General features: G+C 35.5%; 21 protein-coding genes. 9 read left to right on the top strand and 12 right to left on the bottom strand.

The features are described from left to right. Positions 1–47: 47 nt before the first annotated feature. Complete coding sequence (locus AC1EU5_RS01555) at positions 48–629, bottom strand: HupE/UreJ family protein (RefSeq protein WP_480190585.1); 582 nt, start codon at positions 627–629, stop codon at positions 48–50. Between the two features lie 18 nt (positions 630–647). Beyond that, positions 648–1,178: an RNA methyltransferase gene (locus AC1EU5_RS01550; RefSeq protein WP_480190584.1), complete on the bottom strand. Its 531-nt coding sequence runs from the start codon at positions 1,176–1,178 to the stop codon at positions 648–650. Positions 1,179–1,240: 62 nt separating this feature from the next. On the opposite strand from AC1EU5_RS01550, the gene mutS reads away from it, so the two are divergent. The 3 genes from mutS (at position 1,241) to AC1EU5_RS01535 (ending at position 4,830) form a co-directional block, all read left to right on the top strand. Then, positions 1,241–3,850, top strand: a complete 2,610-nt coding sequence (mutS, locus tag AC1EU5_RS01545) for a DNA mismatch repair protein MutS (protein WP_480190583.1) — start codon at positions 1,241–1,243, stop codon at positions 3,848–3,850. Between the two features lie 132 nt (positions 3,851–3,982). Then, positions 3,983–4,258 carry a Sec-independent protein translocase subunit TatA/TatB gene (locus AC1EU5_RS01540; protein WP_480190582.1) on the top strand — a complete coding sequence of 92 codons (276 nt, stop codon included), beginning with the start codon at positions 3,983–3,985 and terminating at the stop codon, positions 4,256–4,258. A 2-nt stretch (positions 4,259–4,260) separates the two neighbouring features. Continuing rightward, positions 4,261–4,830 (top strand): phosphatase PAP2 family protein, encoded by a 570-nt coding sequence (locus AC1EU5_RS01535; protein WP_480190581.1) that lies wholly within the window; start codon positions 4,261–4,263, stop codon positions 4,828–4,830. 33 nt (positions 4,831–4,863) lie between these two features. Here AC1EU5_RS01535 and AC1EU5_RS01530 read toward each other — a convergent pair whose 3' ends face one another. The 6 genes from AC1EU5_RS01530 to AC1EU5_RS01505 form a co-directional block, all read right to left on the bottom strand. Next, positions 4,864–5,505 carry an O-methyltransferase gene (locus tag AC1EU5_RS01530; RefSeq protein ID WP_480190580.1) on the bottom strand — a complete coding sequence of 214 codons (642 nt, stop codon included), beginning with the start codon at positions 5,503–5,505 and terminating at the stop codon, positions 4,864–4,866. Between the two features lie 82 nt (positions 5,506–5,587). Next, entirely contained in the window at positions 5,588–5,845 is a 258-nt protein-coding gene (locus AC1EU5_RS01525) for a hypothetical protein (protein WP_480190579.1), read from the bottom strand. Between the two features lie 6 nt (positions 5,846–5,851). Further along, positions 5,852–6,421 (bottom strand): sigma-70 family RNA polymerase sigma factor, encoded by a 570-nt coding sequence (locus AC1EU5_RS01520; protein WP_480190578.1) that lies wholly within the window; start codon positions 6,419–6,421, stop codon positions 5,852–5,854. 38 nt (positions 6,422–6,459) lie between these two features. Further along, a complete protein-coding gene (locus AC1EU5_RS01515) occupies positions 6,460–7,428 on the bottom strand; it encodes a succinylglutamate desuccinylase/aspartoacylase family protein (RefSeq protein ID WP_480190577.1) in 969 nt (322 codons plus the stop codon). Next, positions 7,394–8,296 (bottom strand): RimK family alpha-L-glutamate ligase, encoded by a 903-nt coding sequence (locus AC1EU5_RS01510; RefSeq protein ID WP_480190576.1) that lies wholly within the window; start codon positions 8,294–8,296, stop codon positions 7,394–7,396. The genes AC1EU5_RS01515 and AC1EU5_RS01510 overlap by 35 nt, the downstream gene beginning before the upstream one ends. A 9-nt stretch (positions 8,297–8,305) precedes the next feature. Then, entirely contained in the window at positions 8,306–9,517 is a 1,212-nt protein-coding gene (locus AC1EU5_RS01505) for a bifunctional alpha/beta hydrolase/OsmC family protein (protein ID WP_480190575.1), read from the bottom strand. A 139-nt stretch (positions 9,518–9,656) separates the two neighbouring features. On the opposite strand from AC1EU5_RS01505, the gene AC1EU5_RS01500 reads away from it, so the two are divergent. The 4 genes from AC1EU5_RS01500 (at position 9,657) to AC1EU5_RS01485 (ending at position 14,379) form a co-directional block, all read left to right on the top strand. After that, positions 9,657–10,343 (top strand): succinate dehydrogenase cytochrome b subunit, encoded by a 687-nt coding sequence (locus AC1EU5_RS01500; protein WP_480190574.1) that lies wholly within the window; start codon positions 9,657–9,659, stop codon positions 10,341–10,343. 11 nt (positions 10,344–10,354) lie between these two features. Continuing rightward, positions 10,355–12,355: a fumarate reductase/succinate dehydrogenase flavoprotein subunit gene (locus tag AC1EU5_RS01495; RefSeq protein WP_480190573.1), complete on the top strand. Its 2,001-nt coding sequence runs from the start codon at positions 10,355–10,357 to the stop codon at positions 12,353–12,355. Positions 12,356–12,405: 50 nt separating this feature from the next. Then, complete coding sequence (locus AC1EU5_RS01490; RefSeq protein ID WP_480190572.1) at positions 12,406–13,152, top strand: succinate dehydrogenase/fumarate reductase iron-sulfur subunit; 747 nt, start codon at positions 12,406–12,408, stop codon at positions 13,150–13,152. A gap of 84 nt (positions 13,153–13,236) precedes the next feature. After that, positions 13,237–14,379: a methionine aminotransferase gene (locus AC1EU5_RS01485; protein WP_480190571.1), complete on the top strand. Its 1,143-nt coding sequence runs from the start codon at positions 13,237–13,239 to the stop codon at positions 14,377–14,379. 35 nt (positions 14,380–14,414) lie between these two features. On the opposite strand, the gene AC1EU5_RS01480 is transcribed toward AC1EU5_RS01485, so the two are convergent. Further along, positions 14,415–14,774, bottom strand: coding sequence for a GldM family protein (locus AC1EU5_RS01480; protein WP_480190570.1), 360 nt, complete (start codon positions 14,772–14,774; stop codon positions 14,415–14,417). A gap of 120 nt (positions 14,775–14,894) precedes the next feature. Between AC1EU5_RS01480 and AC1EU5_RS01475 the strand changes: the two genes are divergently transcribed. Beyond that, positions 14,895–15,740, top strand: coding sequence for a DUF695 domain-containing protein (locus AC1EU5_RS01475; protein ID WP_480190569.1), 846 nt, complete (start codon positions 14,895–14,897; stop codon positions 15,738–15,740). A gap of 133 nt (positions 15,741–15,873) precedes the next feature. On the opposite strand, the gene AC1EU5_RS01470 is transcribed toward AC1EU5_RS01475, so the two are convergent. Both AC1EU5_RS01470 and AC1EU5_RS01465 read right to left on the bottom strand, forming a co-directional pair. After that, positions 15,874–16,092, bottom strand: a complete 219-nt coding sequence (locus AC1EU5_RS01470; protein WP_480190568.1) for a GNAT family N-acetyltransferase — start codon at positions 16,090–16,092, stop codon at positions 15,874–15,876. Continuing rightward, positions 16,058–16,258: a hypothetical protein gene (locus AC1EU5_RS01465; RefSeq protein WP_480190567.1), complete on the bottom strand. Its 201-nt coding sequence runs from the start codon at positions 16,256–16,258 to the stop codon at positions 16,058–16,060. The genes AC1EU5_RS01470 and AC1EU5_RS01465 overlap by 35 nt, the downstream gene beginning before the upstream one ends. Positions 16,259–16,312: 54 nt before the next feature. Here AC1EU5_RS01465 and AC1EU5_RS01460 point away from each other — a divergent pair, with 54 nt between their 5' ends. Then, positions 16,313–16,771 carry a hypothetical protein gene (locus AC1EU5_RS01460; RefSeq protein ID WP_480190566.1) on the top strand — a complete coding sequence of 153 codons (459 nt, stop codon included), beginning with the start codon at positions 16,313–16,315 and terminating at the stop codon, positions 16,769–16,771. Here AC1EU5_RS01460 and radA read toward each other — a convergent pair. Further along, positions 16,763–18,118: a DNA repair protein RadA gene (gene radA / locus AC1EU5_RS01455; protein WP_480190565.1), complete on the bottom strand. Its 1,356-nt coding sequence runs from the start codon at positions 18,116–18,118 to the stop codon at positions 16,763–16,765. The two genes, AC1EU5_RS01460 and radA, sit on opposite strands and share 9 nt — an antisense overlap. Positions 18,119–18,147: the final 29 nt, after the last annotated feature.

Raw genomic sequence — 18,147 nt, 5'->3', positions numbered from 1 at the left:
TGTAATAGCAAAGTACACAGAATTTTTAGAGCTTGATTGTTAAAGTTTTACCAAAATTTGCGCTCAAAAAGCATAGGCAACACAATACCTATCACTATTGAGGATAAAATTAGTACCCAATCTCTTTTTTTGATTTTAAGGAAATCTTGTGCGATAAATCCTGCAATTAAAATGACAATAACTACCACTATTTGCGCTAATTCTACGCCCAGCGCAAAGTAAAGTATTGGTCCTAATTTGCTTTCAGCGGTTTCTATGGTCATTTTTAACAAACTCGATAAGCCTAAACCATGAATCAAACCAAAAAATAAAGCGAAAATTTGATTGATATTCGATTGGTGAAAGTTTTTGTTTTTAATGGTAACCAGATTAACAAAAGCTGTGATAAAGATGGTCAAGGGAATTAAAAACTCAACCAAAGAAGTTTTGATCTGTACAACTTCATAGACTGATAATGCTAAGGTAATGGTATGACCAATGGTAAAAAAAGTAATAAGCCACAACGCTTTTTTCCAATCTTTAAAAGTATATACTACAGCTAGTACAATAAAAAAAAGAATGTGATCGTAAGCATTCCAATCAAGTACATGACGAAATGCTAACTCAAGAAATAGTTTGAAATCATCCACACCCAAAAGTAATAAAATCTAATACTTTAGTTTGTTAAATAAATCCCAAAGCACCACACCACAGCTCACTGAAATGTTTAAAGAATGCTTGGTGCCAAATTGCGGGATTTCAATACAAAAATCTGAAGCAGTAACCACCTCTTGTTGCACGCCTCTAACCTCATTACCAAAAACAACAGCTAGTTTCTTGTTCTTTTCTGGATAAAATTCATGCAACATGGTAGCTTTATCTGCCTGTTCGATAGAAGCAATTAGAATACCACTTTGTTGTAATTGTTTTACTAATGTAATTGTGTCTTCAGCATATTCCCAATCAACAGAATCTGTAGAGCCTAAAGCTGTTTTATGAATATCTTTATGTGGTGGTGTAGCCGTAATACCACACAAATAGATTTTTTCAATCAAAAAGGCATCACTGGTTCTAAAAACAGAACCAATATTATTTAAACTTCTAATATTATCAAGAATAACAATTAATGGCGTTTTTTTCGCTTTTTTAAAACGCTCATTGTCTAATCGTTCCAGCTCACTATTTTTCAATTTTCGCATAAAAAATGCTTAGTTTACATCTGAATATTTAACTTCGCAAAACTAATCTAATTACGCTACAATTGGCAAAAACCACGGCTAAAAAAGTCACTCCTTTAATGAAGCAATACAATAGTATTAAGGCGAAATATCCTGATGCTATGTTGTTATTTAGAGTAGGCGATTTTTATGAAACTTTTGGTGAAGATGCCATTAAAGCGGCGCAAGTTCTCAACATTACACTTACCAAACGTGGTAATGGTAGTGAAAGTGAAACAGCTCTTGCAGGATTTCCGCATCATTCTTTAAATACCTATTTGCCAAAATTGGTAAAAGCGGGCTTACGAGTAGCCATTTGTGACCAGTTAGAAGACCCGAAACTCACTAAGAAAATTGTAAAACGCGGTGTTACTGAATTAGTGACTCCAGGGGTGGCATTAAATGACGAGGTTTTATCTTCAAAGTCTAATAATTTTTTGGCTGCTATTCATTTTGGTAAAAAATTGATTGGCATCTCTTTTTTGGACGTGTCTACAGGAGAGTTTTTAGTAGCTGAAGGTAATGATGAATACATAGATAAGCTACTTCAAAATTTTCAACCAAGCGAAGTATTGGTTCAAAAGCAATACAAGTCAAAATTTAAAGAACATTTTGGTGAAGGGTATTATGCTTTTTATTTAGATGATTGGGTATTTCAAGAAGTGTATGCACATGAAAGCTTGACCAATCATTTTAAGATTAAATCACTAAAAGGTTTTGGTGTTGATGATTTACAACAAGGTATTTTAGCGGCAGGAGCTGTTTTATATTATCTGTCAGAAACACAACATACCAAACTTGAGCATATTTCATCCATTCATAGAATTGAGGAAGATCACTATGTTTGGATGGACCGATTTACCATCAGAAATCTTGAATTGTATTTTTCGTCTTCACCAGAGGCAGTAACCTTGCTAGATGTTATTGACAGAACGATCTCACCCATGGGCGGAAGACTTCTAAAGAGATGGTTGGCTTTACCCTTAAAAAATCTTAAACAGATTCAAAAGCGTCATGAGATAGTAAAATACCTCATCAATAACGACGATTTCTATCAAACTGTAACCTATCAAATCAAGCAGATTAGTGACATTGAACGTTTGATCTCAAAAGTGGCTACCGGGAAGATCAATCCACGAGAAGTGGTTGTGCTTAAAGATTCCTTAAAAGCCATTCTTCCTATTAAAGAACTCGCCTCTAAAAGTGACAACAAAACACTTCAAAGTTTAGGCAAAAAGATACATACCTGTCAGGAACTTATTGCTAAAATTTCAACCACTATAGATGACAATGCTCCGGTTAACATCAACAAGGGCAATACTATTTCCAATGGTGTTTCAACCGAATTAGATGAGCTTAGAAATATTGCTACTTCCGGTAAAGATTATTTAGATGCTATGCTCGCCAGAGAAACAGAGCGTACGGGCATCCCTAGTCTCAAAATTGCTTTTAATAATGTGTTTGGCTACTATATTGAAGTGCGAAATACACATAAAGACAAAGTGCCAGAAGAATGGATTAGAAAGCAGACATTAGTAAATGCTGAACGCTATATCACTGAAGAGCTAAAAGAATACGAAACCAAAATTTTAGGCGCTGAAGAAAAGATAGCCCAATTAGAACAGCAATTATTCGGAGAATTACTTCATTTCATGCTAGGTTACATTCAGGAAGTACAACAAAATGCGCAACTGATAGCATATTTAGATTGTTTATGTTCGTTTGCACAAACTGCAAAAGATCACAACTATGTATGTCCTGTGCTGGATAATAGTACTGATCTGGAAATTAAAAATGGGCGTCACCCTGTCATTGAAAAACAATTGCCTATTGGTGAAGAATATATAGCTAATGATGTAGTACTTAATAGAAATCAACAACAAATAATTATGATTACGGGGCCTAATATGAGTGGTAAATCTGCTATATTAAGACAAACGGCTTTGATTGTATTATTGGCGCAAATGGGCAGTTATATCCCCGCTCAGCAGGCGAGGATTGGAGTTGTTGATAAGATATTTACACGTGTAGGTGCCAGTGATAATATTTCTATGGGTGAATCAACATTCATGGTAGAAATGAATGAAACTGCCAGTATTTTAAATAATATTTCTGAACGCAGCCTGGTGTTGCTAGATGAAATTGGCCGTGGTACTTCCACCTATGATGGTATTTCTATTGCTTGGGCCATTGCCGAATATTTACATGAGCATCCAACAAAAGCAAAAACACTTTTTGCTACGCATTATCATGAGCTCAATGATATGACCGAAACTTTTGACCGTATTAAAAACTTTAACGTCTCCGTCAAAGAACTAAAAGACAATGTCATCTTCTTGCGGAAATTAGTGCCTGGTGGCAGTGAACATAGTTTTGGTATTCATGTGGCCAAATTAGCAGGTATGCCTGGATCAGTAATTCACAGAGCTAATAAAATGCTAAAGAAATTAGAGCAAAGTCATACTTCTGATGAAATTAAAGACAAACTACAGCAAGCTGTAGATGAAGATCTACAGCTAAGTTTTTTTAAGTTAGATGACCCGTTGTTAGAAGATATTAAAGAAGAAATTCTATCCACAAATATTGATGCCTTAACTCCTATAGAAGCCTTAATGAAATTGAATGAAATTAAACGGATGTTGACAGGGAAGTAATTTTAACAATATTTAATACCTCAATTATCCTATCTTTACAAACAATAAAATCGTCATTCCGGACAAAGTGAAGGAATCTCTTAACAAACAGATTGCCACGCTATCACTCGCAATGACGTAAGAGATAAACCTATGCATTTTCTATTTATCAGCGGTGCTGAAATATTCGTCATCTTAGTGATCGTACTTATGCTCTTTGGTGCAGATAAAATACCAACAATTGCACGTGGTTTGGGTAAGGGTATGCGTCAATTAAAAGATGCTACCAATGAAATTAAGCGTGAGATTACTGATACTGCTGAGCAACATGGTATTGATACCGAACTCACCAAAAACATAGAAGAACAGGTAAATACTATTCAGGAAGATGTAGAAGAAATTACTCGCCCTATAAAACGAAATCTCTAGGCTTGGAACTTGTAGAAGATATTCTGGTTAAAGACAAAGAACTCTTTGTGTATTTAAATGCTATGGGTGTAGAATCTTGGGATCAATTCTGGATGATCGTTACCAATCAGTTTAGCTGGATTCCTTTGTTCGCTCTATTGTTCTACCTCATTTTCAGAGCTTACGGATGGAGAAAAGGGGTAGCACTTGTAATTGTTGCTGCTTTATTGGTTACTTTTTCTGATCAGTTTGTGAATTTTATAAAAGACTATTTTGGTAGACTGCGCCCTAATAATGACCCTAGTATCAATCAGATAATACGCATCTTAAAACGACCCAGCAGTTTTAGCTTTGTTTCTGGGCATTCTACCACTTCTTTTGCGATTACTACATTTATGATCTTAACCCTTCGCCAATTTTACAAGCACCCACAATTATTACTCATTTGGCCTATTCTTTTTGCCTATAGTCGTATTTATGTTGGCGTACACTTTCCGGTAGATATTTTTATAGGAATGTTATTAGGTATACTAATTGGTTACACGTTCTATAAAGTTAGCGTGGTCCTTCTTAATAAAGTTCCTAGCGGCTAATATCAAAATAAAGTAATCTGTTCAATATTACCCTTATTTAACTCTTGAAATTGTTAAACCATCTCGAATAGGTAATAACACCGTTTCAACACGATCATCTTCCTTCAGTAATTTGTTATAAGCCACAATTGCTTTGGTATCTAAATCTTTTTCATCTACCTCTTCTACTACTTTCCCGCTCCACAGCACATTATCAGATAAGATGATACCTCCTTTATTCATTTTATCAATAACGGCATGAAAATAATTAATATAATTGCTTTTATCAGCGTCAATAAACACCAAATCAAAAGTTGTATTCAGCTCAGGAATAATATCTAAAGCTTTCCCTAAATATTGTTTGATTTGATGGCTATAATCAGATGTATCAAAATATCTTCTTTGAAGATCAAATAATTCTTCATTTGTATCTATGGTATGAAGTACTCCTTCTTTTTGTAAGCCTTCAGCCAAGCACAATGCTGAATATCCAGTATAAGTGCCAATCTCTAAAATTGACGAAGGTTGCATTAATTTTGAAAGCATTGATAAAATTCTTCCTTGAAAATGACCGCTCAACATTCTGGGAGCTAAAACCTTTTGCCAAGTTTCTCTCGACAATTGTTTGAGCAACTCAGGTTCATTTTCAGAATGATTTACAGCGTAGGTGTCAATATTATCAGGTAAGAAATGCATAGTTCTTTGTTTTTAATTCAAAATTATAATAAAAAAGCGGCACTTTTCAGTACCGCTTTCCATAGCTTGTAGTAATTTTTATTTATTTGTCTACCTCTGTGAGTTTCTTTTTTAATACTTCTTTATCTTCATTAGAAAGTTTATGCTCGCACTCGGTTTTATGTACATGTTGGTTGCATACTTCAGTTAGTTTTGCATTCTGTTTTGAATACAAACCACATATTTTACAAGTCAACAAATGAATGTTTAACTTAATCTTTTCCCAGAATGTGGCTTCCTTGTACTGATTTTTTGTACAAATAGTGGTTGCCTCATCACAACTAATAAATAATTTACTCATTCTAATTTACTTTGCAAACCAGTTACTCTCTAAACACTTTCTTAATTGATGCCTGGCTCTATGGATAATCACCCAGAGGTTAGACGCCGTAATGCCTAGTTCATTACATATTTCTTCGGTTTCGTATTGCTGTATATTTTTTAATAAAAAAACTGAGCGGTACTTTTCTGGTAGCTTTGCAATACAAGCATCAATTACATTTTTTAATTCTACATTTTCAATGTCTTTCTCTGCTTCATTATCCCATGTTTTAGGCACTCGTTCTTCTATCCAACTACCCTTTCTATCTCCTTCCTCATAAAAATTAACTTTCACTTCGGCCTTGCCTTTAGCAGAATTGATCTTCCTGTAGTGATCTATGATCTTACGCTTCAATATAGAGATTAACCAAGTGCGTTCTGCTGCCTGACCTCTAAAATTCTTCATTGCTTTTAAAGCAGAAAGAAATGTTTCTTGAACAATATCTTTAGCTACTTCCTGACTATCTATACGTGTAATGGTATAGTTAAATAAATAATCAGAATGTAGATCTACCCATTTATCAGGATTCAATATATGTTCTTTGATTTCTGGCATAAAAAAATATTGCTATTAGACGTTAAAAATACAAACCTTTACACTTTTTTACCAATATGCATTAAAGCATCTCCTCTATTCACTATCGGGAAGTGATTCACAGCAAAAATATAACCATCAAAAGGAGCCTTTACACTTGTTGCGGTTTCTCCATAGGTATCTGTTATATATCCTAATACTTGGCCCTTTTCAACAGCCTCCCCATTCTTTATTCTTAGGTTAAACATTCCGGCTATCTTGGCGCGAATCCATTTTCTCTGCGTAAGCTTAACCGTTTTGTTAGGTGTGGGTCTATCTTCCCTTTCTGGGATGATTTCAAAATATTCCAGCACATTTAGGATACCCTCAACACCATGTTTTACGGCTGTTTTATCCAATCTCAAGGATTCTCCGGCTTCATAAACTATAATAGGTACATCATGCTTATGTGCTTCTTTTCTAAAAGACTTAGGAATCAGCTTTGACGGAAATTGATATGGTGCATTAAAAATCTCTGCCAATTTTTTACTCCGTTCGCAATTAGGTGTATATCGTATTTGAGGATAATTACTTCGCTGCGCTCCTCCGGTATGTATATCAATACCAAAATCAACATTATTGGCAATCTCACGAATATGAAAATAAGCTATTCTACTTGCTAAAGAGCCTGTTCTACTACCTGGAAAACTTCTATTCAGGTCTTTACCGTGTAAATCTCTAGACATATTCAAAAAACCAAAAACATTCAAAAGTGGCAAAACAATAACACAGCCCTGCTGAACCTTAAAATACTTTCGTGACAGCATGCGCCTAACTGACTCAATACCGTTTACTTCATCACCGTGCAATCCTGCTTGAACCAAAACCGTAGGTCCAGGGTCTTTACCATTAAAAACGTATACCGGAATTTCTATAACTGTACCTGTAGGTAACCGATCAATCTCTACTTTTATGAGCTTATCTTCACCTAACTGTACTACCTGTCCACGAATTTCAACGGGTTCGTTTCGAAAATTTGTATCGAACATTCTTTTCTAAAAATTTTATTACATGCTCCGCTACATTCACTTTGGTGTAGGCCTCTACTCCTTGAAATCCGGGAGAAGCATTTACCTCAATCAGTAATGGCCCGCGTTTTGAACGAATCATATCTACTCCGGCCACAGGTAAGCCTAAATACTTGGCGGCACGCACAGCTATCTTCTTTTCCTTTTCAGTAATATCTGCAATTTCACCTGTTCCTCCACGATGAATATTTGATCTGAATTCACCTACTTCTCCTTTACGTTTCATTGCAGCTACAACCTGGTTACCAACAACAATCGCTCGAATATCTTCACCATTTGATTCTTCTATAAATTCCTGCATCATAAAACTGGCATTCATATTATAAAAGGTATCCATAATAGACTTAGCCGACTTTTTAGTCTCAGCAAGAATAACTCCTAAGCCTTGTGTTCCCTCCTGCAGTTTTATAATAATTGGCGGCCCACCTAACAACTCTATTTGCTCACTGATGCTTTTAGCATCCGTTGAAAACACCGTTTGAGGAATTGGCAAATTCTTTCTATTTAAAATCTGTAGTGTGCGCACCTTATTATTTGCTCTTAAAATTCCCAAGGAACGCGCAGTACTAAAAACACCGTTCATTTCAAATTCCTTTACAACTGCAGCTCCATGTCGAGTTACTGAGGCGCCTATTCTAGGAATAATGGCATCAACTTTGTCTATTACATTCTCTCCGGCAACAATAATTTGAGGCCTTCCTTTACCTAAATACACTGAGCATTTGGTATGATTGATAACGCGCACGTCATGACCACGTTCTTCGGCCTCGTCAACCAAACGCTTGGTAGAATAAATGTTTTCGCCTACAGAAAGTACAAATATCTTCATCGGGTTAGATTAGCGCAGTACTGTGTCTATTTCAATTTTGTTTTCAAGTGTTCTATGTACAGGACATCTATTGGCAATTTCTAGCAGTCGTCTTCGTTCTTCAAAAGTTAAATTACCAACTAACTCAATAGTTCTGACAAACTTATCGATTTTTGAGGTTCTATCATCACTACACGTTCTACAATCTTCAGCATGTTGTTTAAAATGTTCAAGGTGTACCAACACTTCATCTAAATCCCATTTTTTTCTATCCGCATACATGCGTAAAGTAATCGCTGTACATGAACCCAAAGCAGAAAGCAATAATTCATATGGCGTAAACCCAGCATCTTGACCACCATACTTCTTAGGTTCATCAGCAATAATAGCGTGGGTGCGTGCTGCAATTTCTGTTCTGTATTTAGAGCGGCCTATCCTGACCACCGTCTGTTTATCTGTTTCCAAATCTTTATCTTCTCTAAAAGACACATAACGCTTTGCCCAACTTGAAACGACTTCACCCACATAAAACGAATCATCTTTATTGGTCAGCAAATGATTTGCACCATCTAAAGAAACAAAGCTTTTAGGATGGTGTGCGGCATTATAAATTTCTTTGGCATTTTGTATTTCTACAATCTTATCTTGAGGTGAATGCAACACAAGAATTGGTTTTCGCATTTTACCCAATAACTGTTGTAAATCTTTATTCCCAAGATCTTCTAAAAACTGTTTTTTAATGGTGAATTGACGTCCTGAAATATCAATAATAGCCTCACCTTCTGATTCTATATCTTCAAGATGCTCTTCAAACAAGTGCTCAACATGAGATGGTCTTGAAGGGGAACCAATAGTTACAATAGCTTCTATAGAATCAATAGTATCTGCTGCAAAAATTCCTGCTGCGCCGCCCAAGGAATGACCTATAATAATTTTTGGTGACTGATGATTAGCTTTCAAGTATTCTGAGGCAGATACAAGGTCATCAACATTTGTAGAAAAATTTGAATCTGCAAAATTACCTTCACTGTTTCCTAAACCCATAAAATCAAAACGCATGACTGCAATTCGCTTTTTTGTCAATGCCCTTGAAATATTTCTAACCGCTGTGAAATTTTTGTTTCCGGTAAAAAAGTGGGCAAACAAAGCAAAAGCTATAGGTTTATGATCTATTGGGAAGTCAATACTTCCATCTAGGGATAATCCTTGTTTGTTCTTAAATTGAATCTTCTGGCTGTACATGATTGCCTGTTTTAGTAAAAAATATGAATTTAAAACTTTTTTATGTTTAAAACGGTTCTAAATAACAAAAAATGATTATTCTCATTTTCAATAGCAAAACCTAAGTCTTACATTTGTATACCATAATAAACTAATCAAAATGAGCGGAATTTTAAATTCTACTATAGGAAGAAAATTTGCCATGGCTCTTTCAGCATTCTTCCTGATGATTTTTCTCATCGTACATGTTTCCATAAATTTTACATCAGTCTTTAGTGAAGATTTGTTTAATACCCTATCACATTTTATGGGTACCAATCCTTTGATTCAAGGGTTGATGCAACCTGTTCTGGTAATTGGTGTTATCTTTCATTTTGTTCTTGGATTTGTTTTAGAAGTCAAGAACAAACAAGCCAGAAATGTAAAATACGTTGTGAACAAGGGAAGTGCTAATTCTAGCTGGATGTCTAGAAATATGCTATTAAGCGGTATTGTCATACTTGCCTTTCTCGTGTTACATTTTTATGACTTCTGGGTACATGAAATGACTGTAAAGTATCTACAAGGCGATATGTCAGGGCTCATTGATCCTGATAACGCAGATTCTGGTTTTAGATATTATGAAGAGCTTAGGGAAAAGTTTGTAAGCCCAGTTCGTGTTGGTATTTATGTTATTGCTTTTGTACTATTAGCGCTACACCTGCTTCACGGATTTGACTCAGCATTTCAGTCTGTTGGACTTAACAACAAATACACACAAGCCATTAAAGGATTTAGTAAAGTATATTCAATTGGTATTCCTGCTTTGTTCATTTTCATTGCAATTTATCATCACTTTACGCATTAAAAATTAGAAATATGTCTGTTTTAGATTCTAAAGTACCTAAAGGCCCATTAGCAGATAAATGGACCAATTATAAAAATAAAATTGACCTAGTAAACCCAGCTAATAAACGTTTGATCGATATTATAGTTGTCGGTACTGGTTTGGCCGGAGGTTCTGCCGCCGCTACCCTGGCTGAGTTGGGTTATAATGTAAAAGCATTCTGCTTTCAAGATTCTCCTCGTAGAGCACACTCTATTGCTGCTCAAGGTGGAATTAACGCCGCAAAAAATTATCAAGGTGATGGTGACTCTACCTATCGTCTATTTTATGATACCGTAAAAGGAGGTGATTACCGCTCACGGGAAGAAAATGTATATCGCTTAGCTGAAGTTTCTACCAATATTATTGATCAATGTGTGGCGCAAGGGGTTCCTTTTGCAAGGGAATATGGAGGGCTTTTAGATAACCGTTCTTTTGGAGGTGTATTGGTGTCCAGAACTTTTTATGCTAAAGGGCAAACAGGTCAACAATTATTATTAGGTGCCTATGCGGCTATGAACCGCCAGATTGGTCGTGGTAAAATAAAAATGTATACCCGTCATGAGATGCTTGATGTGGTTATTGTTGATGGTAAAGCACGTGGTATAATAGCCAGAAACTTAGTAACAGGAGAAATAGAACGTCATTCAGCACATGCTGTGGTTTTGGGTACAGGAGGTTATGGTAATGCCTTTTACCTATCTACCTATGCTATGGGTTCTAACGTAACTGCAGCCTGGAAAGCACATAAGCGCGGTGCTTATTTTGCCAATCCTTGCTATACGCAAATTCACCCTACATGTATTCCCGTTTCTGGTGATCATCAATCAAAATTAACATTGATGTCCGAATCCCTACGTAATGATGGGCGTATTTGGGTTCCTAAGCATAAGGAAGATGTTGAAAAAATTAGAAATGGAAGCCTAAAGCCAACGGAAATACCAGAAGAAAATAGAGATTATTACTTAGAAAGACGTTACCCTGCTTTTGGAAATTTAGTGCCTCGTGATGTGGCATCTCGTGCAGCCAAAGAACGTTGTGATGCCGGTTATGGTGTGAATAAAACCGGCGAGGCTGTTTACCTTGATTTCGCATCGGCTATAGAGCGTTATGGTAAAGAGCAAGCACATATTAAAGGCCTGAACGAAGACGATAAAGCTACAGTTCAAAAATTAGGTAAAGAAGTCGTTGCCAATAAATATGGAAACTTGTTTCAGATGTATGAAAAGATCGTAGATCAAAATCCATATGAAACCCCAATGATGATCTATCCTGCAGTGCATTATACCATGGGTGGACTTTGGGTAGATTATAATTTAATGACTACCGTTCCAGGGTTGTACTGTATTGGTGAAGCGAATTTCTCTGATCATGGGGCAAACCGTTTAGGGGCCTCAGCATTAATGCAAGGTTTGGCTGATGGTTATTTTGTGCTGCCATATACCATTGGAGATTATCTTGCTGATGATATTCGTACAGGACCTATTCCATCTGATACTCCTGAGTTTGATGAAGCAGAAAAAAATGTGCGAGAGCGTCTAGATAAACTGATCAATAACAATGGAACGAAGTCTGTAGATCATTTTCATAAGCGATTGGGTAAGATCATGTGGAATAAATGTGGTATGTCTAGAAATGCGAAAGACTTAGCAGAAGCTATTGATGATATAAAAGCTTTACGTGAGGAATTCTGGAAAGATGTAAAAGTTCCAGGTACCGAAAATGAATACAATGAAGAATTGGCTAAAGCCGGGCGTGTAGCTGATTTCCTAGAGCTAGGAGAGTTATTTGCCAAAGATGCTTTAGAGCGTAATGAGTCTTGTGGAGGGCATTTCCGTGAAGAATACCAAACAGAAGAAGGTGAGGCCTTACGTGATAAAAAGTATCAATATGTATCTGCTTGGGAATATGTAGGCGAGCCTCGCGAGGCTAAGCATCATAAAGAAGCCCTTGAATATGAAAATATTGAGGTAAAAGAAAGAAGTTATAAATAAAATTTAAAAAGTTTGAAAATCTTTTTAAGAAGTTATAAAGCTAAAAGATTATGAATCTTACATTAAAAATTTGGCGTCAAAAAAATGCAAACGATAAAGGTAAAATTGTAGATTACAACCTTAGCAATATCTCACCTGATATGTCTTTTCTTGAAATGTTAGATGTATTAAATCAACAACTCATAGATAAAGGTGAAGAACCCGTGGCATTTGATCATGACTGCCGAGAAGGTATATGTGGTACTTGTTCGTTATATATTAATGGCCGTGCTCATGGACCTGATACCAAAATTACTGTATGTCAGTTACATATGCGTAGTTTTAAAGATGGTGACACTATTTATATTGAACCATGGAGAGCACAGGCATTTCCTATAATTAAGGATTTAGTGGTTGATCGTTCGGCTTTTGATCGTATTCAACAAGCTGGTGGTTATATTTCTGTAAATACATCAGGAAATACGCAAGATGCGAATGCCATACCTATTGAAAAGGAAAATGCAGATAAAGCTTTTGATGCAGCTACGTGTATTGGTTGTGGTGCCTGCGTAGCTACTTGCAAAAATTCCAGCGCCATGTTATTCGTTTCTGCAAAAGTATCGCAATTCGCTTTGCTCCCTCAAGGGCAAGTAGAAGCAGCTGACCGTGTATTGAATATGGTAAAGCAAATGGATGAAGAAGGCTTTGGTAATTGTACCAATACTGGGGCTTGCGAGGTTGAATGCCCTAAAGGGATTTCATTGGAAAACATCGCCAGAATGAATCGTGAATATATGGCTGCCAGTTTAAAAGGATAAATGTCATTCTGAGAAAACGAAGAATCTTAACTCAAATAATTAAATCCCAAGCTTACACTTGGGATTTTTTATTAGCTTTATACTATGCGGCACACCTCAAAACTCCCCAATGTAGGTACTACTATTTTTACAGTGATGAGCTCTTTAGCCAAAGAGCATAATGCCATTAACTTATCACAAGGTTTTCCGAATTTTAAAAGTGATCAAAAATTAATTGATTTGGTAACCAAAGCTATGAACGATGGATACAATCAGTACACCCCCATGCCTGGTGTTTTAGCCTTACGTAAAGCCATTGCTAAAAAGTTTGAACTGCTATACGATTCATCCTATCATCCCGAATCTGAGGTCACAATAACAGCCGGAGCAACCCAGGCTATTTTTACTGCAATTTCAACTTACATAAGAGAGGGAGATGAGGTTGTTATTTTCAGGCCTGCCTTTGATTGCTATGAACCAGCTATTAAACTCAATGGAGGCAAAACAATTTCAGTTCAGTTAAACGCTCCCTACTATTCTGTTAATTGGGAAGAAGTAAGAAAAAAGATGAATGATAGAACAAAAATGATCATCATTAATACACCTCAAAATCCTTGCGGGACCATTTTCACTCATCAGGATATGTTACAACTTCAGAAATTAACAGATGGTACTGATATCATTGTTTTGAGTGATGAGGTATATGAGCATATCATTTTTGATGGAGAGCAACATCAATCAGCTTGTTTATTTCCAGGGCTTAAATCAAGAAGCTTCATTACAATGTCTTTTGGTAAGACATTTCATAATACAGGGTGGAAACTCGGCTTTTGTTGCGCTCCTAAAGAGCTCATACAAGAATTTAGAAAAGTACATCAATTTAATGTATTTTCAGCCAATCATCCTACGCAAGTAGCTTTAGCAGAGTATTTAGATGATCCTAGAAATTATAGATATTTACCAGAGTTTTATCAGCAAAAGCGTGATCTCTTTTTGGAGTTAATCAAAGAATCAAGATTTGAATTCATTCCGTCTAAGGGGACATACTTTCAATCACTCAGTTACTCTAAAATCACAAATGATTCAGACATAGATTTTGCAAAGCAACTTACAATTGAAAAGAAAATAGCTTCCATTCCGTTATCTGTTTTCAATGAAAATAATCAGGATGATAAAATGCTTCGTTTTTGTTTTGCTAAAACAGATGGAACATTAAAACGTGCTGCTGAAATTTTGAATAAAATCTAAAAGAAAAACCCCGAGTCTTCTACTCGGGATTTATATTATTCAACAATTTTAATATGAAAAGCAGGAATATTATCCTTACCTATTAGTTTGCCATCTTCATAGGCTTCTTTTATATCAAAAATAGTGACTACATGATTCGGTTTTAATTCCTTAATGTAAACCTTTGTTTCCGAATCTAACTTACTCCCTTTAACCACTAAAGGAGGTTTTCCAGGAAACTTAATGCTAAAGTCTTTGATATTAAAGGCGTAGCTATCATTAAAATTGCCACAATACAATTCAATTTTTTCTGCCTGTAATTCTTCAGCAGTGAGGTTCAACATGCACTTATCGAAGGTGTCTGCTTGATTGAACGACAAGAACAAAATAGTAGAAAATAGTAACAGTGCTCTCATAAAAGATTGATTTAGTAACTATTATAACTCAAAAAGAGACCCTTTTAGTATGCAAAAACTAAAAAATTAAATTCCTTGTAATAGCGTAAATAAAGGCATCATTTTTGATAACTTTATGGAATGTTAACAGAATTTAGTTCTATGCATAGAAATTACCTCAAGCTACTATTCATTGCTTTTTTCATTTTTGTAATGCCCGGTCATTTTTTGGCACAGCAACAAGAAAGTTGGGAAACCTATATTGCTAAAAAGGAAAAAGGATATATGGCCATAACAGTAGATATGGAACTTGGTTTTGCAAGGCCTAACTATAAAAACCTACTGATTGTGGGTACACATACTACTAAATGTCTGAATAATGGCTATCCAACAGAAGAAGGTCTTGAAGATCTATATACGTTCTCTGACTCTATTTCTAACATTATTGGAAAAACAACCAAGGCTAAATTAGCTGGAATCTTAACCTACCAATGTGCCGGTTTTGATGTGTTTTATGTGAAAGATACGGTAAATTTAAGAGATAATCTTAGTTCATTTTTAAGCTCTAATTATAAAAATTCAAAAAATTATTTACTGTTACAGCGAGACGGACGTTGGGATTATTACGTTAAAAACTTATGGCCAAAAGATATCTCAAATGACTTCTTTGCCAACCATGAATATTTAAGTCAGTTATTTTATGAAGGTGATAATTTAGCTAAAGAAAGAGAGGTTTCTCATTGGGTTTATTTTAGACGTGAAAAGCGGAGGCAAAAATTTATTGATAAAATACAGGTTTTGAATTTTAAAATAGACTCTGCTAAATATAACGTTGGTAAGTCACTGCCTTATGAGGTGAAAATTTCCAGAAAAGATTCTATAACGCCTGCTGCTATTTCAAAACTGACTAGAACTATAAAAACTATTTCTAATGCACTTTATGGAACTTATGATGGGTGGGGTACAGAACCTGTCAAGAATGACTAACTTTAAATTCATATTTCATTAGCCAATCCGTTTGTTTGTCGTTACCTAGCATATATGCATGCTCTCCAAATTTTATAAACCCATGGCCTTCATAAAAGCGAATTGCCGCTTTATTGTGCTCCCAAACACCTAACTATAAAAATTCTACTTTACATGCTTTAGCTAACTCAATTGCTTTAAAGAGCGCTTTCTTTCCTATTTTCCTGTCTTGAAATTCCTTTAATACATACAATCTTTCCAATTCTATTGTGTTAGCCTCAAGTTGTTCAGTTTGTGCAACTCTAGTATTTAGCTTAAAATATCCCGTCAGTACGGCATCATACATAATAAAAATAATACTCGCAATTGTCATTTTTTAATTGCTCTTTTATAATCGTATTATTAAAAGCACTCTCTAAATATATCTTAAAATCATCTGGGTTATTGTCTTTTTCAAAAGCTTCAATAAAAGTTAACCTGGACAATTCAGCTAACTTTTGATAATCAGTTACATCACATTTTTTAAATGTAATACCCATAAATATATCTTCTGAAAATAATTTACATTTGTTTGACCAATAAATTTAATCATTATGAAATATCTAAAGTTTACACTTTCAATTTTATTATTCTTTGCTGTAACTCTATGTTTCTCTCAAAAGGTAACCTTTGCGGGAAAGGAATATAAAATTAAGGGGAAAAAGATATTATTAGACGGAAAGGATGTAACCGATACTTTCTCCAACTCAGAAAAGGAATCCATTTTTACTAAATTCAAGAGCCTGAAAAACAAGGAAAAAGAAGAAAAAAAGGCTGTTAAAAAGGAAAAGAATAAAGAAAAAAAGCAAGAGAAAGCAGAGAAAGAAGCTAAGAGACAAAAGAAACTAGAAGGCAATTATAAAGATGCTCAAAATCGTTTAGAAAAAGCTCAGAAAAAATATGAGAAATTAAAAGGGAAAGGGAAACTCTCTCCTGTAGATGATAAAAATTGGGAAGAAAAAATTGAAAAGTTAAAGAGTAAAGTAGTTAAGGCAGAGAAGAAATTAAAATAACCGCTGAAAGACCTCTTCAACTTTTGAGGCTAAAACAACCTTTATCTTATAATTGTTCTTGGCCATTTTATTAAATTTAGAAATCACTATCGTTGAAAAGCCCAATTTTTCTGCCTCCAAAATACGTTGATCAATTCTGTTTACTGGCCTAATTTCTCCTGCCAAACCAACCTCAGCTGCAAAACACATATCTTGTGGAATTGCCACATCTTCATTAGAGGATAAAATAGCAGCTACCACTGCCAAATCAATGGCCGGATCATCTACAGAAATACCTCCAGCAATATTTAAGAATACATCTTTGGCACCCAATCTGAAACCGGCACGTTTTTCCAAAACAGCCAAGATCATATGTAGTCGTTTGATATTATATCCGGTTGCAGAGCGCTGTGGTGTGCCATACACTGCTGTACTCACCAAGGCTTGTACTTCTATCATAAGCGGACGCATCCCTTCTAAAGTGGCTCCTATGGCCGTGCCACTTAAAGATTCATCTTTTTCTGAAATGAGGATTTCTGAAGGGTTTTCTACCTCTCTCAATCCGGCACTTTGCATTTCATAAATACCTAACTCAGCAGTTGAGCCAAAGCGATTTTTTTGAGCTCGCAAAATCCTGTATGTATGATTTCTATCACCTTCAAATTGCAAAACTACATCTACCATATGTTCTAAAATCTTTGGTCCCGCAATATTGCCTTCTTTGGTAATATGACCTATCAAAATAACAGGAGTAGCAGTTTCCTTCGCAAATTTTATGAGCTCAGCAGTAGTTTCACGAATCTGTGAAATACTTCCGGGTGATGCATCAATATAATCAGTATGCAGTGTTTGAATGGAGTCGATTACCACAACATCAGGTTGCTTTTCCTCTATTGATTTAAAAATATTTTGGGTTTTGGTCTCTGTAAGTACCAGGCAATTTGAATTTTGGTTGCTCAACCTATCAGCACGCATTTTAATCTGCGACTGACTCTCCTCTCCTGAAACATAGAGTACTTTTTTAATAATTGCCAATGCAACCTGTAATAATAGGGTAGATTTACCAATACCCGGTTCTCCTCCTAACAATGTAACTGAGCCTTTTACCAAGCCACCACCTAAAACTCTATTTAATTCGTTATTCTGAGTATGGACCCTATCTTCTTCTGAAGCTACAACCTCGTTGATCTTGATAGGTCTGGCAACTTTTTTAGCAATAGTACTTTGCTTCCACTCTCGTTTTTCTTCTTTTTGAATAACCTCTTCTACAATGGTATTCCATTCATTGCATGAAGTGCATTTCCCAATCCATTGCGCATATTGTGTACCACAATTCTGGCAAAAAAAAGAAGTTTTGGTTTTAGGCATTTATGGCTGTTAAATTATTTACTCGAAAA

This window comes from Maritimimonas sp. 2405UD52-3 (assembly GCF_056591715.1).
This window is presented reverse-complemented; position numbering and strand designations above follow the sequence as displayed.